Here is an 18,717-nt window from a genome sequence, read left to right on the forward strand (position 1 = left end):
AGAAATTACCGATAGTTGCGTCGCGATTCTGGGCGCTAAAGCTGGTCTTGTGGACGCTGTTTGGCGAATTTGACCGCAATTGCAGCGAATCGAACGCGCCTTTGTGTCGCATACCTGCAACGGACTGTCTCTATTGTCGCGCACGACATTAACCATACTTTGCCGGGGGAATTCACATAACCATCTGATCTTATTTAAAATTTTTGAAGTCCAAGGGGATGAAGCGGCTATACCCTTAACGGATAGAGGGTGGTGCAATCGCGTTACAGGCATTGCTGTGTCGTCATAAAAAGCGCATGTGTGCAGTGCAGCATGAGAAGTGAACAGGTTTGTGCACTGCAGCATGGTGGTAAGCGACATGTACCTCGAAGTAACGAAGAATATTGTTGATCCGGCAGTCAGCCGGAAAGTACTTCCGCGCGTTAGTGATCGGAGGTTTCAACGCATTCGTTGTTATCTGGCTTTGGCCATGTCCGATCTTTTCGCCCTGACATTCGCTTTCATCGCAGCCAATTTGATCTATCTGGGCAGCCCGCTGGACTCGCACGGCATTGCCCTGTTGTCGGTCATGATCCCGAACTTCTTCTGCTTCGCTGCGATCAATGCAGCCTATGGTGGTGAGCCTTTGCTGTCGCGAGAGTGCAGCGTGACAAGGTCGATGCAAGCGGTCGTCTTCGCCAGCACGGCCGTTGCCTTGATGATTTTCCTGCTAAAGGCCGGGAATGACATCTCGCGGGCCGTCTTTCTGATCGGCGTGGTTTTGTCGGTACTGACCGTGCCGCTGGCCCGCTTGGGTCTGTTCGGCCAGTTGCTCAAGCACATGAGCGGCACCCCCTACTCAAAGGTCGTGATCGTCGATGGTCGCCCTTATCAGGGCACGGCCGACGAAATCGTGCTGTCTGCTCATGATATCGGCTTTAATCCGGTATCAAGTGATCCGCATGGCTTCCATGCGCTTGCATCGGCTGTAACCAACGCCGACCGGATCGTGGTTGTCACCGAACCCAAGCGTTATGCCAACTGGTCCGCGGCGCTTAAAGGCATCGCCATAAAGGGCGAAATCCTTACAGCAGGTGACGATGAGCTTGGCATCGTTGGTACGGGGCGGCACCATAATCTGCCTACCCTTGTCATCAGCAACGGTCCGCTCACCCTGCGTGAACGCCTTATGAAGCGCGTTTTCGATCTTGTGGTCGCCTCGGTAGGTTTGCTGGCTTGCGCGCCCATCCTGATCGTGACTGCGATTGCAATCAAACTTGAAACGCCGGGGCCGGTGCTGTTCCGCCAAAGCCGCATTGGACGCGATAACAAGATTTTCGAAATGCGGAAATTCCGCAGCATGTATACCGATCGCTGCGATGCGCATGCAGGTCAGTTGACCACACAGAACGACCCGCGCGTTACCAAAGTCGGCAATTTCATCCGCAGGACCAGCATCGACGAGCTGCCGCAACTTATCAATGTGCTTCGCGGCGAGATGAGCATTGTGGGCCCCCGCCCCCATGCCATGAGTGCGAAGGCGGCTAACAAGCTCTATTGGGATGTCGACACCCGATATCGTAACCGGCATTCGATGAAGCCCGGCCTGACCGGATTGGCTCAGGTCCGTGGCTTCCGCGGGCCGACGGACCGAACCGACGACCTCAAGAACCGGCTGATGTCGGACCTGGAATATGTTGACCGCTGGTCGATCTGGCTGGACCTCTATCTGGTTATCCGGACCTTCACGTCCCTGTTCGGTAAGAACGCATTCTAACTTTTAGCAGGAACAACGCAATTCGCGTTTATGCGGTACAGACATAAGACCTTCAAGACGCGATCGCCGCCTCTTCAATAACCGAGGTGACCACTTTGATCATTTGATCAATTTCGTTGTCCGTTAAGTTCGGATGGGTGAGGAACATCAAACTGTTTTCTCCCAGCTCCTTCGCAACCGGCAATCGAGGCTGAGGCCGCCATCCCGTCCCGCTGAATGCTTTTTCGAGATAGACCTCGGAACATGTTCCTTGAAATAGTGGACAACCACGGGCAACGACTTCGGCAACAATATGGTCGCGTGTCCAACCGGGCTTCAACCCATCAGGCCGAACATAGCTGTAAAAGCGATAGACGCCATGCGTGATATCTCGATCCGGCCAAGGTGAGCGCACAGCCATCGAATATTGCTCCAGAGCCTCACGAAACCGGTTTGCGATGATCGTGCGCCTGTGTGTCCAGTCAGCAATGCGCCTCATTTGAATCCGCCCAATCACGGCCTGCATTTCCATCATGCGCCAATTGGTGCCAAATCCTTCATGAAGCCAGCGAAATCCCGGCGGATGCTCGCGCTCGTACACGGCTGACCAGCTTTTCCCGTGGTCTTTAAATGCCCACATTCGCTCCCATACATCTTTATCGCTCGTCGTGACCATACCGCCTTCGCCCCCGGTGGTCATGATCTTATCCTGGCAAAAGGACCAAGCCCCGACGTGACCGATCGAACCGACGCTGCGCCCGCGATAGCGCGCGCCATGCGCCTGCGCGCAGTCCTCGATCACCTTGATATCATGCGCGCTTGCCATTGCCATGATAGGATCCATGTCAGCAGGCCATCCGGCCAGATGGACCACGGCGATGCCGCGGGTGCGTGCGCTTAATACCGGTGCGATAGTGGCTGCCGAGATATTGCCGCTCTCCGGCTCTACATCGGCGAAAACCGGAACCGCACCTGCATTCACAACGCTGCTGACAGATGCGATGAACGTGCGGGGCGTAACGATGACTTCATCATCGGCAGCACCCCCGTTCGCGCTGCCGATTTTCAGGCCGTGCAATGCCAGATCTAGTGCAACCGTTCCGTTCGCGACGGCAATGGCATGCTCTGTACCCACCCATGTGGCAAACTCGCTTTCGAAAGAACGACATTCACTGCCGGTCCAGTAATTGACTCGATTTGATCTCAGGACCGCAGCAACGGCATCGGCCTCTTCATCGGTGAAAGAGGGCCAGGGCGAAAAACCTGTGTTAAGCACGTGAGCCTTCCGTTATTCGGGCCGGGTTGCCGACGACTGTCGTATTTCCGGGAACATCCTTTGTAACAATCGCGCCCATTCCAACCACGGCGTGTTCGCCGATCGAGATTCCTTGGCGGATAACCGCTCCTGATCCAATATAAGCGTGATCCCCGATCGTTACATTGCCATTGCAATGGACGCCGGGCGCAAACGTCACGTAATCTCCAATGATGCAATCATGCTCGACATAAGAGTAAAGATTGCCATGAAAACAGCGACCAATCTGAATGTTGGACGTTAATGTGACGAAGGGCGATAGCAATGCCCCTGGTGCAATCGAAACATTATCCATTACGACGCTGTTTGCAGCCGAAATTCCGACAATTTCGACGCCCGCATCCTGACAGCGTTGATCGATCCTTCTACGAATTATCGAGTTGGCCACGGCCAATACTGCGGTACGTTCATGCGCAGGCTCATTCAAAAAACGATCGAAGCTCCATACGGCATGTCCGTTTACCGAGCTGGCTGACGGGTTATCGTCAATAAAGACAAGTTGAACATCGGTTTCAGCGATGCGGTCACGCATCAACGGCATGATCCCACGACCACATCCACCTACACCATAAACTCCTGTCAGCCTTATCAAGACTTGGATCTGCCTTCGAACTTCGGCATCGTGGCGTCCCCATCGGCAGAAATGCCATCGCGTCTAAAGACCTTTATTACAGTCATAGCCAAAATCTTTATGTCCAGAAAAGCACTTCTATTATCGACATACCATACATCCATCTTGAACTTATCTTCCCAACTAACTGCGTTTCGGCCATTTATTTGGGCCCATCCGGTTATGCCGGGGCGAACCTCGTGCCGGCGAGCCTGTTCATTGCTATACCGGGGCAAATACTCCATCAACAACGGCCTTGGCCCGACAAGGCTCATATCCCCTCTCAGCACGTTCCAGAGCTCAGGCAATTCATCAAGGCTGGACGATCGCAGATATTTGCCAAACGGTCGTAATCTATGCGCATCGGGAAGGGGGGTGCCTTTCGGATCTTTGGCGTCGCTCATCGTCCGGAACTTGATCATTGTGAATGGCCGCCCGTCCAGGCCCGGCCTCAACTGCCGAAAAAATACAGGCGATCCCATGGCGATGCGAACACATAGCATAACAAGAAGGATAACGGGCGAAAACAGCACCAAAACTGCACCTGCCACGACTATGTCGGTCAATCGCTTCATCGTCCACCGCCTTGGATAACCCATGCGACCCATTGGTCGGCAAGCTGTGTCCTATCGAATTGGTTTGCCGCCAGATTGCCGGCCCTGTCCCCTTTTCTGGAAAGAGCTTCACGATCTGCAGCAGCCTCTTCCAAAGCATCGGCGAATGCCGAAGGTTCGTCAGGTCGCACAACAAATCCGCATTCGTTATCTGCGATAAGATCGGCAACCCAACCGGGATAATTGTTCAATACGGGAAGGCCGACAGCGATATAATCGAAGAACTTGTTCGGCGAAGTGCCATAATAAAATGCAGGCAAATTGGTGAGTACTTGCATTCCTAAATCGGCTCCCGCCAACAGTCCTGCCAGTCTGCGTTTCTCAATAGGCGGGTGGAATATAACATTATCAAGCCCCTCGCGTCGAGAACGTTCGACAAGCCTGGATTTTAGCTTGCCATCACCGACCAACGCGAGCTTAATATCGGTTCGACCTCGCTGCTGCAGTAAGCTTGCCGCGTCTAGCACGGCGTCGAGGCCGTTTGCGACCCCATGCGTTCCGGTGAAAATGGCAAGAAGATCGTTCTCCTCGACGCCCTCCGGGCGCCAGGCGGGCGCGCCGGATCCCAACAGATCGATATCGCAGCCATTGGGAATGACAGCGATCTTTGATGCAGGGACACCCGATTGCTCGATCCCGCGAGCAATACCTGGGGCAAGTGCAATACACCTGTGAGCACTGCGGTATGCTGTTCGTTCCAGCGCTTTCATTAGCCCCAAAACCACTGGATTTGTAATGACTTTCATCGCCTTTGGGAGTTCCGGCCATAGATCCCGGACCTCAAAAACAAAGGGCTTTCTTCGAAGCCAACGGGCGATGATACCCGGAATAGCTGCAGTTAATGGAGTGGAGGTTGCAAATACAACGTCGCAAGGTTCGGTAAGGGCAAGGCGCAGACTGCCACAAGCATACTGCAGGAAGGTGACACTCCGCTTTATAAAGCCGTCATGATTTGAATAAGATAAGTCAAACTCGATAACATCGATTCCATCAACTATGCCCCGCCGTGAACCGCCCTTAAACGGCCCATCCAGTCCGGTCGCGCCTACGCCATAGCTGCCACAAACCATGGTAACGGAATGACCATGATGGAGCAGCCTCCGCGCCATTTGATAAGACCGTATTCCGGCCGCGCCTGAAGGTGTCGAGAAATGTTGATGAAAATAAAGGATATGCATGGTTCAAAATCGAACTATCGTATGTATAGATGCTGGAGTTTTAACATGTATCTCCACTGAGAATACAATAGATTTGGACATATAATACCTAGATTCCAATCCTCTATTAATATATAATTCAAAAAATTCTGATTCCACTGAGAACTCTAATCTATATTTTCCATCGGTTAAGGTATTATTTTTCAGTTTCCAATCTCTAGGTGGTAGTCGCCATCGCACAACAGCCTGCTCGGCATTTCCATACAATATGTCGTGGCAATGCAGTATCCCGCTTTGAAGGTCGAGCGATCGGAAGTGTCGACATCCATTATGGTCACGGTATCCGGCTCCGGCTCGCACCTTCTCCGGCGATATCGCAACCCGATCGACATCAAGAGCTTTCGGCCACCGTCCGAACAAGAAACGACCCAGCCGCGGCATCTGATCGCGACTACCGAACTGGACGGTATTATGTGAGGCAACGCCGCTGAAATAGGCTGTTTCCTCGACACTGGCAGCGTAGCTGTACGAACCGCCATCGCGCAGCAGGTTCACTCCTCGGTGCCAAAGATCGACATGTAGGATATCGCTCTGACTGGGCCGGAAAGAAAAGCGCGGGTATCGCAAATATGCAACCGCACTTGCGTGACGCAGCACATGAAGGCCGCCATCGTCAAATGTAACACTTTCCGGAGCTGGCAAAGGCGGCCCTTCAACAGGAAGTCCGAACCAGATGAGTTGCTGGTCCCATGAACCGGATTCCGCAATTGCCCTGCGATTAAGGAATAATTTCGCAGCAAGTTGTAGCGATGGGCGGAAATCGCGATAGTCGGTGGCCGTCAATGCGATAAGTCGAGCGCCGTCGTTTGCCCCCATATTGGGGCCGTCACCTGTTCCCCGATCTACCAGCTGGTATAACCATCGTGTGGCGGCTATCATCTTCGTATAAAGTTTTGGCGAGAATTCGGCTAATGCGAACTGCGATCTCCAGCATTCAGCCAGCGAATAGGTGTCAAGCATTAATCGATGATAGTTTAAAGAGTACTGACTAAAGGTTCCATCGGTTGCAATCAGGGATCGCGCACGTTCCTCCAGCCATTTGCGACCCAATCGCGCCCAGAGTTCGCCCGCGGCATCGCCGACTGCACTTAGCCAGCTTCCGCCAATATACATTGCGACGGCTTCGGACGTGCCGTGATTGTTCTGCTGACCAATCGCATAACCGATTGTCGGTGCGATTCGCGCAAGATGTGTTTTGACAAGGGTCAGTAACCCGATCTGAGCGTCGCAGACTTGATCCAGGATCAAAGCCGCGAGGGCCAAATGCATAACCCGGATCGACGCTTCCTGACCGCATTTCCAATTGACGCCTTTATAAGGCGGATTATTGCTTGACCAGTCGGCGAGCCACCGGTTCAGGCGGTCCAGTTCTTCCTGATCCCCTAGAGCAGCACGTTGCGCCATCGCAATAAGCCAGTCAAAACGCGACGCTTCCCAAATCGTCTTGATATCGCCAATTTTACTATCGAAGTCACCAAGTTCGAACCAGTTACGACCGCTGTCTGCACGTGACCCCGAGAATGGATTGACATGCCAATCCGGTGGGCTTTCGGCTGGGAACGAATGCGTTCCGAACCACGGGCCAAAGGCTTTCCAATCGTCCCGCGCGATCGCATGCATTGGCGCGGCCGAAGGGCGTGGCTTGAAAAAAGGTCCTTGCGCAACAGCCCCCTTCAATCGCTGGACCGGATGAACACCGGCCCGAACTGCCAGCCGATACGCGCCGACCCGTGCGAGATTTGGGATGCCAAGTGCCCAATAAGTCGACAGCCTAGAAAAGACTGAACTCACCGCTGGTGCCGCAACTGCTCTGTTGCTTCAATGGTCAACCTTGCGACTTCGAATAGTTGTTCTGGTGGGATCGGAGCAGCGCCACCTGTTTCGATTGCGCGCAGGAATGCGGCTACGCAAGCTGATTGCCCCTTGTCCTGTTGCCAATGCTTTCGGTTTTTGCTGCCTGGCCAGCCATATGTCCTCAGCGCACGGAAATTATCCAATTGCAGTGTCTTTCCTTCGACAAAGACTTCGATCCTTTCTTTGGGAAAGGAACTTGCACCATTGGCGAGATAGTGGATGGTCCCGAAACTGCCATCAGCAAAACCCAAGGTGATGCTGGCTTTGTCCTCGGTCAGCCTTACCGCACGGTTTTCGCCCATCCTGCGCGCCGAAACGGACGTAATCGGAGAATCGGCCAGAAAGCGCATCAGATCAATCAGGTGGCAGGCTTCGCCAATTATCCTTCCGCCACCCACCATGGGATCTTGCGTCCAATGGTCCGCCGGAATGGCTCCGGCATTCATGACCATCACGAAAGCCTTCGGCTCGCGACAACTTCGAAGCAGCGCTTTCATCTGCGTAACCAAAGGGGCGAAACGCCGATTGAAGCCGACCATTAAATATTGGCCCGAAGCGGAATACGCGTTTTCGACCTCTGCCAACTGCTCCATGGTCAAAGCCAGCGGCTTTTCAACAAATACATTCTTGCCTGCGCGTAAGGCTTTGCATGTAAGCTGGGCATGGCTGTCATGGCGCGTCACGATGGCAATCGTGTTGATGTCAGCATTATCGATAATGCTGTCGGTGTCAGACGTGGCGTACCGGAAACCGGACCGCTTACCGTGGATTACGCTATTGGTGCCGCCTGTCGATGCAATCGTATGAAGCTCTGCTTCTGCCGCCCGAAATGCCGGAATCAGCATGCGCGAGGCATAATTTCCCGCGCCGACAATTCCGACCACAGCCTTCGCAGGCTGCGCTCCGCTCTTGCCCTCCGTCAGTTGAACAGACCGTGCGTGTCGCTCCTCGACCGGGTGGGCATACTCCAGAAGAATACCCAAGACGCTTTTGTCATCCGTCAGCGTGGAATATGCCTCGGGCGCCTGTGCGAAAGCATAGCGATGCGTCACCAGCGCGGAAGTATCGATTTGGCCTTGCGCCATCAGGTCGAGTACGGCTTCGAAATTGCGCTGTTCGGTCCATCGCACGAAGCCGAGCGGATAATCGTGCCCTTGCTCTTCATAGACTGGATCGTAACGCCCCGGGCCATAGGAGCAGGAAACCTGAAAACTGAGTTCCTTCTCATAAAAATCGGCGCGATTAAGTTCAAGTCCTGTCACGCCGATAAGAACGATACGCCCGCGCTTGCGGCACATACGCGCTGCTTGCCTAACCGGATCGGAACTTTTGGTAGAGGCGGTGATGATTACACCGTCGATACCGCTTCCCCGAGAAAAGGCGACACAGGTTGCGACGGGGTCCTCGCCGCTCCCTGGGTTGCAAATCTCTGCGCCAAAACTTCTGGCCAGTTCTAGCTTTGCCGGATCGAAATCGATGGCCAACACACGGCAACCGTGCGCCCGCAAGAGCTGGACTGTCAGAAGGCCGATCAGACCTACGCCGGTAACGACGAATGCCTCGCCTAACGTCGGGTTGGCCAGTCTGACGCCCTGAAGACCGATCGAGGCAACGACCGTAAAACTCGCAGCTTCGTCGCCGACTTCATCTGGAATGCGCGCGCACAGGTTGACGGGGGCAAGTGCGACATCTGCATGGGGGGCGTTCGATACCACCCGGTCGCCCGGTTTGAATCCGTCGCACCCCTCACCGACCTCGCGTATGATGCCCACATTGCTATAACCGAGCGGAATGGGCTGGCTCATCTTTGAACGTACCGCTTCGATTGTAGTCAGCAGGCCGTCGGTGCGCACTTTCTCCAGTACCTGCCCCACCTTATCTGGCTGTTGCCTCGCCTTGGCCAACAATCCGGCCCGCCCGAAATCGACAAGCATGCGCTCGGTGCCAGGTGAAATTAGGGAAACCGTAGTGTCCACCAGCAATTGCTTGCGACGGACTGCAGGTGCAGGGCATTCGACAATCTGTGTCGCACCCGATGACAGGTCTTGAAGGATCTGTTTCACGTTTTTCCCTTAGAAGGCTTCAATTTTGGATCATCCCGTCCGGCAGTGTCGCTCTATATATGACATGTCGACGTCACTGGCAGTTTCCTGGTCGGATTCGATCTAAGATAAGGGCGGCAAAATGCTGGCCATTATCTCCGCCAAAGCGGAATCGAAAGGAGGAAATTCATGCCGGAATCCGGTTAGCGCGGCTTGCGACTGGCGAAGCTGTTGCGGATTATCCATGCAGTGCGTTACCAATTCTACCAGCCCCTCGATATCGTGATAGGGGACGGCAAAGGCGGCACCCGCGGCCACGAAGGAACTTGCCGTTTCAACTTCGCTATTCACCACGAATGGCACACCGCAGAATGCGCAATCTCCCCATTTGTTCGATTCGGCGTGACGGTTGATATCGATCGCGGGATCGTAATAGGTCAGCACGAGATCGGAGGCGTAATAATAGGCAAGCGCCGTTTCCTGCGGGACTTCGGTATGATATTCGACATTCGACAAGGTGATCAGCTCGCCAAAGGCACCTTTGTCTCCCCGTCCGATGACCAGCAGTTTCGCATCGGGCCGCTGTGAAGCCAATTGCTTCATTGCGGCAAGAAACACAGGTGCGCCGCGCGTTTCGCCAACCCAGCCGTTCACATAGATTGTGAAGCCTTGCGAGTTCGTTCCGGTATCGAAACCGGCAGAAATCTCCTGAGCTGTTAGAAACTGCTGCATGGTCGGGCTGTTTCGCAACAGCCGCATATTGGCTCCGTGCCATTCGTATCGCGAGTACCCTGGGACAATATGCACATCGGCATGGCGCGATGCCCAGCGCTCGGCAGATACCAGCAATTTTTGCAACGGACGAGGCAGCCGGACGATCATCGAAAACCGGTCGGCGTCATCGAATATCAACTTTGCCCGTTTCCACTTGGAGACAATCAGTGCCGGAAAGGCGCTTTCGAAGCCCAGACAATACCAAGTGCCGCCTTTCGGCAGGCGCAGGGCTTGGCAGAAAACAGCCAGCATCCAGAGAGGATAGTAGAGCCGTGTTCGGGAGCCGCCATAGCCCCCACCCTGCAAGATTATCCTGTTGGTTACCCCCTGTGTTGCCTCGCGCGCAAAGGCTTCCTCGCTACGGTCGCGCATCCAGCCGAAGTAGAGTATCCTCAGTCCTTGCGCCTGAAAAAATGCACATATTTTGACTAGCCGAGTGCGCTTGCGGATTGCCGGTATCGGTGCAAATATATGGACTTCACTCAATTGAAATTCCGCAATAAGAACGATGGAAGCGTGGATGCGAAGGCTGCTATCAACCTTTTCATCCCAAGTCATCCGCGTTGATCGGTGATTGCCTGCCGAAGTGCCTGCTCGGTCCGGCGCCCAAGAAGTTCTGAATTATCAAGGGTAAGAGCGCGTTCGCATGCGAAGATTTTGGAAGGTGCTGTATGTCATATGCAGGCAGAGCGCATTGTTCGGACTGCCGGGATTGCGACCTCTGCGGAACGCGGTCTATAACAGGCATCTGGGCACGTCCGGCATAAATGTCGATGATTTCGTCCGGATCGCACCGGCCCATAGCGCGCCCGGCCATGGCATCATGAAGATTGGCAAGGATCTTCATATTTCGCGTAATGCTGAAGTCGATGCGACCGGAAATATCACACTGGGAGACCGCATTACCATTTCCGAAGGCGCCAAGATTTTTACACACGATCACATCGTGGACGGCTGCGGAGTAAATTGGCGCGAGGCCGGCATAAAATGCTCACCATTGATAATCGAAGATGACGCATGGATCGGTGCCGATGCGATCATTTTACAGTCGGTGTCACGGATTGGCTATGGTGCCATTGTCGCCTCAGGTTCAGTCGTAAGGTTGGATGTCGAGCCGCTTTCCGTTGTTGCTGGGTGCCCGGCAAAACCTATCCGACAGCGTCAATTAGGGGCCGAGCTGTGACGACCACCGGGCTGGCCAGATTTATCGACCGCGGCTTTGTCGCTCTGGCCGTGAACTTGCTTACGATATTCCGGATCAAGTGGCGACACCGCTTTCTCCTCAGGGCATATCGCCGTTGGGGCATGCGGATGAAAGAGTGGCCGAATTATATATCGGCCAGATCTGACGTCGACGGCGGAAACTATTCGCTGATATATGTCGGAGAGGGTGTGACTATCTCCAGTTACGTCCGGCTTCTCACTCATGATTGGTCGCCCCATACGATCGGCAAGGCGATGGGCATATTTACGGAAAAGCCGTTGGGAAAGTTCGGCCAGATTTCAATCGGCGACTTTTCTTTCGTGGGTACAGGATCAGTAATTATGCCGGGTGCCAATATTGGCAAGGGCTGTCTGATCGGCGCAGGGACTGTCGTGCGTGGGACAATACCCGACTTTTCGGTCGTGATAGGAAGTCCGGGACAGATCATCGGAGATAGCAGGGACGTTTTTTGGAGAATGGCAGCGCGGGAAGGTTGGGAGTTGCCGTCCGAAGCCGTTCGTTCCGTTTTGTAGAGACGATAATTGCAGCGCTTTATCCCCATGCTGCGGCGACTTGTGCCATCTGCCGCAACATTTGTGCTTGGAACCGGATCGCTCTTCGCAGTCGACATCTGGATCGGCTGGACGGAATCGTCAGAGCGGGTGGCGGATTGGGCGGTATTTAAATCGCTCATTTTCCCATTCTCGACATTGGCCATGATGGGAATCGATCAGATCATCGTCCGTGAGCCATCCAAGCTTTCCCTGATCCTGACGAAATCGGTTACTCTAACAGCGCTCTTGGCTGGCCTAATGTCATTGGGCGCTTGGTGTGTCGGAGCATATCATAACGGATTTCAGTTGTTCCTTGCGACAGCATTACTTGGAATGTCGGGTCTGTATTTTGGCATTTTCCGCGCGAACTGTAAATTCAGCATGGCTCATGTAGCGAGAGATGGTTGGAAATTCTTGCTTCTGACAGGCGTGCTGGTTGCGTCATTTACGACTGGAACGCATCCACAAGCAATTATGATTACGTCCTGTCTGGGAACAGTCGCACTAAGCGTGGTCTGGTGGCGGAGATGCTCTGTCGAAGGAATGATAGAGCAGCATAACGAAGTGACCGATTTCAAATCGGCGTTACGCATATCGTGGCCTTTCTGCCTGGCTGCATTCTCGCTATCAATTGCGTCTTATGGTGAAATTGTTCTTCTAAAACTGTTAAATGCTGATCATGAAATAAGTCAATATTTCTGGGCTTTAATATTATACTCGTATCCAGCCGTTTTCGCTAATACTTATCTAGTGTCATTACTTGGAACATTCATTAGGCAGAATGCAAAAATTAGCGCAAATATATTTATCAATAGACGGGTTTCGTTCATGCCATTGATTATGGCCGTCCCTGTAGCCGTCTTTACGTTTGGCTACATCGTCGAGGCAGTTATTTTTCCTGAAAAAGAGACGCCTCTATATTTAGCAGTTCTCATATCCTGCGTTGCCGGTGTTAGGTTTACTTACACGTTCATCACATCATTTATAGGGGCGTTAGGGTGCGGCGATGAGATAAAAAGAATATCGCTTATCTATTTCTGTCTGGCGATGACGGTCCCCTTTGCCTGCGTGCCGATCTATCTTCTTACAGAGAGCGCAGCCCTATCCGTCTCTTTGAGTTCAATGTTACATTGGCTCGCCAGAGGAACTGTCGGGTGGAACCTGACCGCTCGACTTGCCCACAGGGCCGTGAGAGGACTGCCAGTTGTTGCTTCTTCGCTCCGCTAAAAAGGCTTGATAATGGACATCCTAGGCAGGCGCACACTGTTAAAAGGTCTGGGTTCAACTTCGGTTGCAGCAGCAGCGGCTTCGGATCCCGCATTGTTGGAAGCGGCAAGAGTGCCAGCTGGTCCAGAGTCCGGCCAGGCTTCAATCTTCGCCGGTAGCTTCGGTGTTATAGCCGACGGAAGAACTGATGCTGCTGGTGCGCTGCAGTCGGCGATAGATTATGCATTGAATGGGCATGGTGCGCCTGTGGTCAAACTGCCGGCGGGTGAAATTCTACTCAATAGTCCTGTGATCGTCAGGGGAGACGCAACTGTACGCGGCGATCACAATCAGATCATTATCGAGGGCTGCGGCTCAGGCAAAAACGGCTCATGGCTGAACTTCAGCGATGGCTCGCTCATCGTGTCGACACCCAACCATATCCTTCGCGATTTCCGTGTTTCATCAAGAAGGGGCAATGGAATCGAGATAAGGTCTGACAAGGCTTCGTCAGAGTTTCCTACCCGCGGGATGATGGAAAATATACGAGCGGAATATTGCGGCAAGTCGGGCATAACCATAGAGGATTCTTGGGTTTACAGCATCGTAAATTGCTTTGCCCGCTTCAACCGCCATGCCGGCCTGGAAGGGCGGCAAGGGGCTCGTACCGGCCTGGCCTGCAACGCAATTTCGATCTTTGGTGGCGAATTTCAGGGTAATGGATCAAAGGCGGCTTCAGGCCCCGGAACTGGCGCCGGTATCATTACTGGCCGTTGCGTGCAGTTCACCATGATCGGCGGAGCAGTTGAGGGCAATCTGGGTGACGGGGTAGTACTGTCCGAGCAACTGAGGGGCTTTGCCTTTACGTCAGTTTATTTCGAGAAGAACGGGACACATGAACTAAACTGCGATGTGACAACAGACACGCAAACGGACGGACAGCCTCACGCTGCTAATGCACCCAACAGCGGCCTCTTGGCTAACTGCAATTTTACACCTCAGGATAATGGAGGGAAACCTCAGCAGCGCGCTGTCGACGTGCTGAACGTGCAAGATTTCAGAGTGATAAACCCACAAATCTTTGCCCAGTCCAAACCGGTCTTTTATGCAAAGGAGCCCTTCCGGATCAGGGAAACGCAGGCCGGACGGTGTTCAGGCTGGGTGGAAGGTGGATATAGGTCGTCAGTACGTTACGATCAAAACATCGTTTGCAACGAAACGGCGCGCTACGGCTTTCCAAGACAGCATCGAATTTGCCCCGAAGCTAATGCAGAGCGAGGCGGCGGATTTCATAGAACATTCTGCATTCCGTTGCCGCCTGATGCCGGCAACAGGGTCGAAGTTAAAACGCTCACTCGCAAATCGGCAAATTCACGCAAGTCGGCGATAGAATTTGCGGCAAGGTTTGGTCCGGCCGAAGCAAACTGGATGAAGGCGAGCGAGGAACTTGAGTCCACCGACGACCTTCGCCCGATTGTTTCCGAAAGAAGGTTTGAAGCTGGTAGCGCGCAAACCAAGCCGGGTTATGTCGAAGTGCAGGTCAGATTGCCGGAAAATGACAATCTGCAGTTGATGAGCGTCGAAATTCTTACCTATGAGGCGCAGGTGTCGTAGCAGGTGATTCCTCCTCGAGCGCTAGAGCGACGTGGGTCAATGAGCGTTTCGACAAATACGCATAGCCGCTTGCCAGACCGATCGATAAGTAGAACATGAGCGACGGGAGGGTAAGTTCGTTACCTACAACCGCCGTTACAAGGTTGTACATGAAGAACATGGCATAGAAATGCGCCATATTCTCCTCTAGCTTAAAAAGAAAAATTGCCGATTTTAGGCCAATCCATGTTAGCACTAACAGTGGAAGAGTCCCTAGATAGCCAAGCTCTGCGAGTGATTCGAGATAGATATTATGAGGCGCATTGATCCAAAACACGGTTGAAAAGTTACCGAGGCCTATGCCCATCGGATTGGACCGGATAATTTCTAGCGCAATCTGATAGAGATAGATGCGGTCACCTTCATCTGAGTTGTTGGCAACACTCAACCCCTCGAATGAAAATCTTTCGACAACTTCGGGATTGGCGAAGCCGAGATATATTAGGAATATAGTGCCAAAGGCGACATAGATCCCGGCGGATTTTACAATCTCGTGAAAGCGGAATCGAGTGACCAAATAGGCTCCATAAGCCAGACAGACGGCAATAAGGGGTGTTCTGCTCCCGGTGTTAATACATCCGATCACCGACACCGCAGCTAGCCCAAAGAGAAGCCATCGGACGCCTTTTGTCTCATTCGTGAAGCAAATGGCGGCAATGAGGGGCAAGAGCGTCAGTTTTGCCAACATAGTCGGGCTAAGACCGATTGCACTATACCGTGCATTTGTACTCTCGGTGGTCGGGAAAAAACTAATCACCGAAAATGCAATACCAATGAAAATCAAGGCAACAACTGTTGCTCGCCATGCGCCATAATGTTCGACTGCGGCCGGTGCCGCAAAAACCGCAGTAAATGATACTAATACCAAGAATGGAAATTTGTTAAATGCATACTCGGTTCCGGGCGGATAATTAATTGTATGAATAAATATAAATGAGAACCATAATATTAACACAAACAGTAGAACTGGAGATGATCTGGTCCAATTATCGGCGTGCAGAACCATTGGTGCGGCCATGGCGGAAAGTGCAATGACTACCGGAATAACGTAATTCCATTTGCTATCATCTTCAAAGATTGGCATAAACATAAGTGTCACAAACAGAAATATGCTTGCGGCGACCGCAAATCGAAGTAGCCGATTTCGGGTGTTGGATTTCACCCAGTTTTGTGGCGTTATTTCGCCGACCAGTTTCACTGGGCTAATACTCCGCAAGCATCGATAACCGTCGCGCTTGAAGAAATTTTGCCAGCCAGATTACAAAACTGAGAGTGCGCAGTCAGAAATACGACGATATCGGCATCTGATACGGCGGGTTCAGCGACCTTCGCAACGCCCCGCTCGCTCAACTCTTTGGGCAACTCCGCAACGAAGGGCTCGCAGACGGTAACGGTGCCAAGCTGGCGACTGGCGATTTCGGTGGCGATGGAAAGGGCAGGACTTTCGCGCAGATCGTCAATGTCGGGCTTAAAGGCCAGGCCCATGCAGATTATGGACGGATTTGAGATGCGATTGGCAGCCTCGGTCACTTTCGCGACAACCCAGTCGGGTTTGGCATCATTCACTTCGCGTGCCGTGCGAATGATCTTTGCTTCCTCGGGCGTTCTGGAAACGATGAACCACGGATCGACCGCAATGCAATGACCGCCTACACCGGGGCCGGGACGCAGGATGTTTACACGTGGGTGCCGATTGGCAAGACTGATCAGTTCCCAGACATCAACGTCGAGCTTGTCGCAAATCAGCGAGAGTTCATTGGCGAAAGCGATGTTCACGTCGCGGAAGCTGTTTTCGGTCAGCTTTACCATCTCCGCAGTCCGTGCATTCGTTACGATACAATCACCTTTTACAAAGGTCTTGTACAACTTGACAGCCGCTGCGGAGCATTTTGCGGTCATCCCCCCAATGACACGATCGTTCTCGATCAACTCGTGCATGACTTTGCCTGGCAGAACACGCTCCGGACAATAGGCGATCCTGACATCGGCATTCTCACCCGCATTTTGAGGGAAGCTAAGGTCGGGCCTTTCATGTGCCAGCCATTCTGCAAGCTGTTCGGTCGCACCTACGGGCGAGGTGGATTCCAGCACGACCAGACTTTCCTTTTGGAGAACGGGTGCGATGGTCCGCGCGGCAGCCTGCACATAGCTCAAATCGGGCTGACGTTCGGTTCCCCGGAACGGCGTGGGTACTGCGACCAGAAACGCCTTTGCAGGGGCGGGGGAAGTAGATGCATGCAGAAACCCATCGGTGACGGCCGAATGGACCGCCTGATCGAGATCCGGCTCTACGATGTGAATTTCGCCACGATTGATTGTTTCGACGGCAGTTTCGTTAATGTCGATGCCTATTACTCTAAGCTTGCGGGATGCAAACATTGCGGCAGTTGGGAGGCCAATATAACCAAGGCCTATAACCGATACGTCGTAGATCATGCTTCCTCGTGTTCCAAGGCGCTCTTTAGTGCACGGCCTTCCATCCAGTCGACCAGACCGCTAGCAATCCGAGCGCAAGCTTCGCCGTCACCATAGGGGTTATGCGCAAAGCTCATCTGCGCATATGCTTCATCGTCTTCCAGCAAGCGGGAGGCTTCGGCAACAATAAGATCGGCGTCGGTCCCGACGAGCAGAACTGTGCCCGCATCGACAGCTTCGGGCCGTTCGGTCGTATCGCGCATGACCAGAACCGGCTTGCCCAATGCCGGCGCTTCTTCTTGTACCCCGCCGGAATCGGTCAGCAGAATATGGGCGCGGTCCATCAAACGGACAAACGGCAGATAATCCAGCGGCTCTGTTAGATGAATATTGTCGATATCGGCGAGAAGTCGGTTCACTGGCTCTCTAACATTTGGGTTCAGGTGAACCGGATACACAATATCGACAGCAGGAAATCTTTGCGCCAGCTGGGAAAGTGCAGTGCAAATCCGCTCAAAGCCGGTGCCAAAACTTTCCCTGCGGTGACCCGTCACCAAAATCATCTTCCGGTCACTTTGGGCAATCACCAATTCTTTATCCACGCTGGAGCATAATTCCGTGTCGCCCTGCAAGCGGTGTACGACTTGCAATAATGCGTCTATAACGGTGTTACCGGTGACTAGAATATTTCCCGGCTCGACACCTTCGCGCAACAGGTTCTGCCTCGAAGTTTCAGTAGGTGCGAAATGCAGCGTGGCGAGCGCTCCCGTTACCTTCCGGTTCCCTTCTTCAGGCCACGGCGAATAAAGATTATGCGTCCGTAAGCCCGCCTCGACATGACCTACTGCAACCTTGTTGTAAAAAGAGGCAAGACTTGCGGATAGGGTCGTGGCAGTGTCGCCGTGAACGAGTACGATGTCCGGGGTGAACTGATGAAAGACATCCTCCATCCCTTTCAGGATCGCACTGGTTACATCTGCCAAGCCCTGATTGGGCCGCATAACTGCAAGATCAAAATCCGCTTGTAGTCGAAAAATCGCGAGGACCTGATCTAGCATCTGACGATGCTGCCCAGTTACACAAACGCGGCAATCGAACCGCTCGTCTTGCTGCAGCCTCAGCGCCAACGGTGCCATTTTGATAGCTTCGGGCCTTGTTCCGAATACGAGCAAGACTTTGATGGGCATATAATGACATCCGATGTTCCGGGCGAGAAAGCGCCCCGATTTGAGAGATTGCGACGGCGACGTGCCACAGACGCTACCTAGATACTAGGGTAAATTGCCGACAGATCCATGACGGGTCCGAGCTTCTAAAAACTCTTTGACGACAACCGATTGGGACTACGCCATTCTTCGCATCCTACCGATAACGTTCGTCCCGCTGACCTGCCGTCCGACAGAATGATGATTAACTGATTGGCTTGTAGAGGTAGACGCGCAGCCGCTGGAAAGTGTTTTGGTTGCAATGATTTTTCTGACAGCTATGGCCAAATCTGTCTTGTCAGTTCCAGCGAATGACAAT

General features: G+C 53.1%; 15 protein-coding genes. 5 read left to right on the forward strand and 10 right to left on the reverse strand.

Annotation, left to right across the window (positions count from 1 at the left end; translation table 11 throughout):
* Positions 1 to 343 precede the first annotated feature (343 nt).
* A complete protein-coding gene (locus LOZ77_RS13985) occupies positions 344 to 1,756 on the forward strand; it encodes a sugar transferase (protein WP_230279607.1) in 1,413 nt (470 codons plus the stop codon).
* Positions 1,757 to 1,808: 52 nt separating this feature from the next.
* Here the strand turns inward: LOZ77_RS13985 and LOZ77_RS13990 are convergent, their stop codons facing one another.
* The 7 genes from LOZ77_RS13990 to LOZ77_RS14020 all read right to left on the reverse strand — a co-directional run bounded on the left by LOZ77_RS13990 (position 1,809) and on the right by LOZ77_RS14020 (position 10,719).
* Positions 1,809 to 3,011, reverse strand: coding sequence for a DegT/DnrJ/EryC1/StrS aminotransferase family protein (locus LOZ77_RS13990; RefSeq protein ID WP_230279608.1), 1,203 nt, complete (start codon positions 3,009 to 3,011; stop codon positions 1,809 to 1,811).
* Entirely contained in the window at positions 3,004 to 3,642 is a 639-nt protein-coding gene (locus tag LOZ77_RS13995) for an acetyltransferase (RefSeq protein ID WP_255671133.1), read from the reverse strand. The genes LOZ77_RS13990 and LOZ77_RS13995 overlap by 8 nt, the downstream gene beginning before the upstream one ends.
* Positions 3,639 to 4,235 carry a sugar transferase gene (locus tag LOZ77_RS14000; RefSeq protein WP_230279610.1) on the reverse strand — a complete coding sequence of 199 codons (597 nt, stop codon included), beginning with the start codon at positions 4,233 to 4,235 and terminating at the stop codon, positions 3,639 to 3,641. The genes LOZ77_RS13995 and LOZ77_RS14000 overlap by 4 nt, the downstream gene beginning before the upstream one ends.
* On the reverse strand, positions 4,232 to 5,452 hold the full coding sequence (locus LOZ77_RS14005) for a glycosyltransferase family 4 protein (RefSeq protein WP_230279611.1): 1,221 nt from the start codon (positions 5,450 to 5,452) through the stop codon (positions 4,232 to 4,234). The genes LOZ77_RS14000 and LOZ77_RS14005 overlap by 4 nt, the downstream gene beginning before the upstream one ends.
* A 3-nt stretch (positions 5,453 to 5,455) precedes the next feature.
* Entirely contained in the window at positions 5,456 to 7,282 is a 1,827-nt protein-coding gene (locus LOZ77_RS14010; RefSeq protein WP_230279612.1) for a heparinase II/III family protein, read from the reverse strand.
* Positions 7,279 to 9,408 (reverse strand): bi-domain-containing oxidoreductase, encoded by a 2,130-nt coding sequence (locus LOZ77_RS14015; RefSeq protein WP_230279613.1) that lies wholly within the window; start codon positions 9,406 to 9,408, stop codon positions 7,279 to 7,281. Before LOZ77_RS14015 ends, LOZ77_RS14010 begins: the two co-directional genes overlap by 4 nt.
* Before the next feature lie 102 nt (positions 9,409 to 9,510).
* Positions 9,511 to 10,719: a glycosyltransferase gene (locus tag LOZ77_RS14020; RefSeq protein ID WP_230279614.1), complete on the reverse strand. Its 1,209-nt coding sequence runs from the start codon at positions 10,717 to 10,719 to the stop codon at positions 9,511 to 9,513.
* Positions 10,720 to 10,984: 265 nt separating this feature from the next.
* Here LOZ77_RS14020 and LOZ77_RS14025 point away from each other — a divergent pair, with 265 nt between their 5' ends.
* Genes LOZ77_RS14025 through LOZ77_RS14040 form a run of 4 tightly spaced genes read left to right on the forward strand, consistent with a single transcriptional unit; the run spans position 10,985 to position 14,739 of the window.
* Entirely contained in the window at positions 10,985 to 11,344 is a 360-nt protein-coding gene (locus LOZ77_RS14025; protein WP_230279615.1) for a DapH/DapD/GlmU-related protein, read from the forward strand.
* A complete protein-coding gene (locus LOZ77_RS14030; protein ID WP_230279616.1) occupies positions 11,341 to 11,898 on the forward strand; it encodes a DapH/DapD/GlmU-related protein in 558 nt (185 codons plus the stop codon). Before LOZ77_RS14025 ends, LOZ77_RS14030 begins: the two co-directional genes overlap by 4 nt.
* A 9-nt stretch (positions 11,899 to 11,907) precedes the next feature.
* Complete coding sequence (locus tag LOZ77_RS14035; RefSeq protein ID WP_230279617.1) at positions 11,908 to 13,146, forward strand: hypothetical protein; 1,239 nt, start codon at positions 11,908 to 11,910, stop codon at positions 13,144 to 13,146.
* Between the two features lie 12 nt (positions 13,147 to 13,158).
* Positions 13,159 to 14,739 carry a hypothetical protein gene (locus LOZ77_RS14040; protein ID WP_230279618.1) on the forward strand — a complete coding sequence of 527 codons (1,581 nt, stop codon included), beginning with the start codon at positions 13,159 to 13,161 and terminating at the stop codon, positions 14,737 to 14,739.
* Here the strand turns inward: LOZ77_RS14040 and LOZ77_RS14045 are convergent.
* Genes LOZ77_RS14045 through wecB form a run of 3 tightly spaced genes read right to left on the reverse strand, consistent with a single transcriptional unit; the run spans position 14,714 to position 18,380 of the window.
* Positions 14,714 to 15,976, reverse strand: a complete 1,263-nt coding sequence (locus LOZ77_RS14045; RefSeq protein WP_230279619.1) for an O-antigen ligase — start codon at positions 15,974 to 15,976, stop codon at positions 14,714 to 14,716. The two genes, LOZ77_RS14040 and LOZ77_RS14045, sit on opposite strands and share 26 nt — an antisense overlap.
* The gene (gene wecC / locus LOZ77_RS14050) at positions 15,973 to 17,214 is read right to left on the reverse strand and encodes a UDP-N-acetyl-D-mannosamine dehydrogenase (protein WP_230279620.1); all 1,242 of its coding nucleotides are present in this window, start codon (positions 17,212 to 17,214) and stop codon (positions 15,973 to 15,975) included. The genes LOZ77_RS14045 and wecC overlap by 4 nt, the downstream gene beginning before the upstream one ends.
* Positions 17,211 to 18,380 carry a non-hydrolyzing UDP-N-acetylglucosamine 2-epimerase gene (gene wecB / locus LOZ77_RS14055; protein ID WP_230279621.1) on the reverse strand — a complete coding sequence of 390 codons (1,170 nt, stop codon included), beginning with the start codon at positions 18,378 to 18,380 and terminating at the stop codon, positions 17,211 to 17,213. The genes wecC and wecB overlap by 4 nt, the downstream gene beginning before the upstream one ends.
* Between the last annotated feature and the right edge of the window lie 337 nt (positions 18,381 to 18,717).

It is taken from the genome of Croceicoccus sp. Ery15, assembly GCF_020985305.1.
Lineage (GTDB): Bacteria > Pseudomonadota > Alphaproteobacteria > Sphingomonadales > Sphingomonadaceae > Croceicoccus.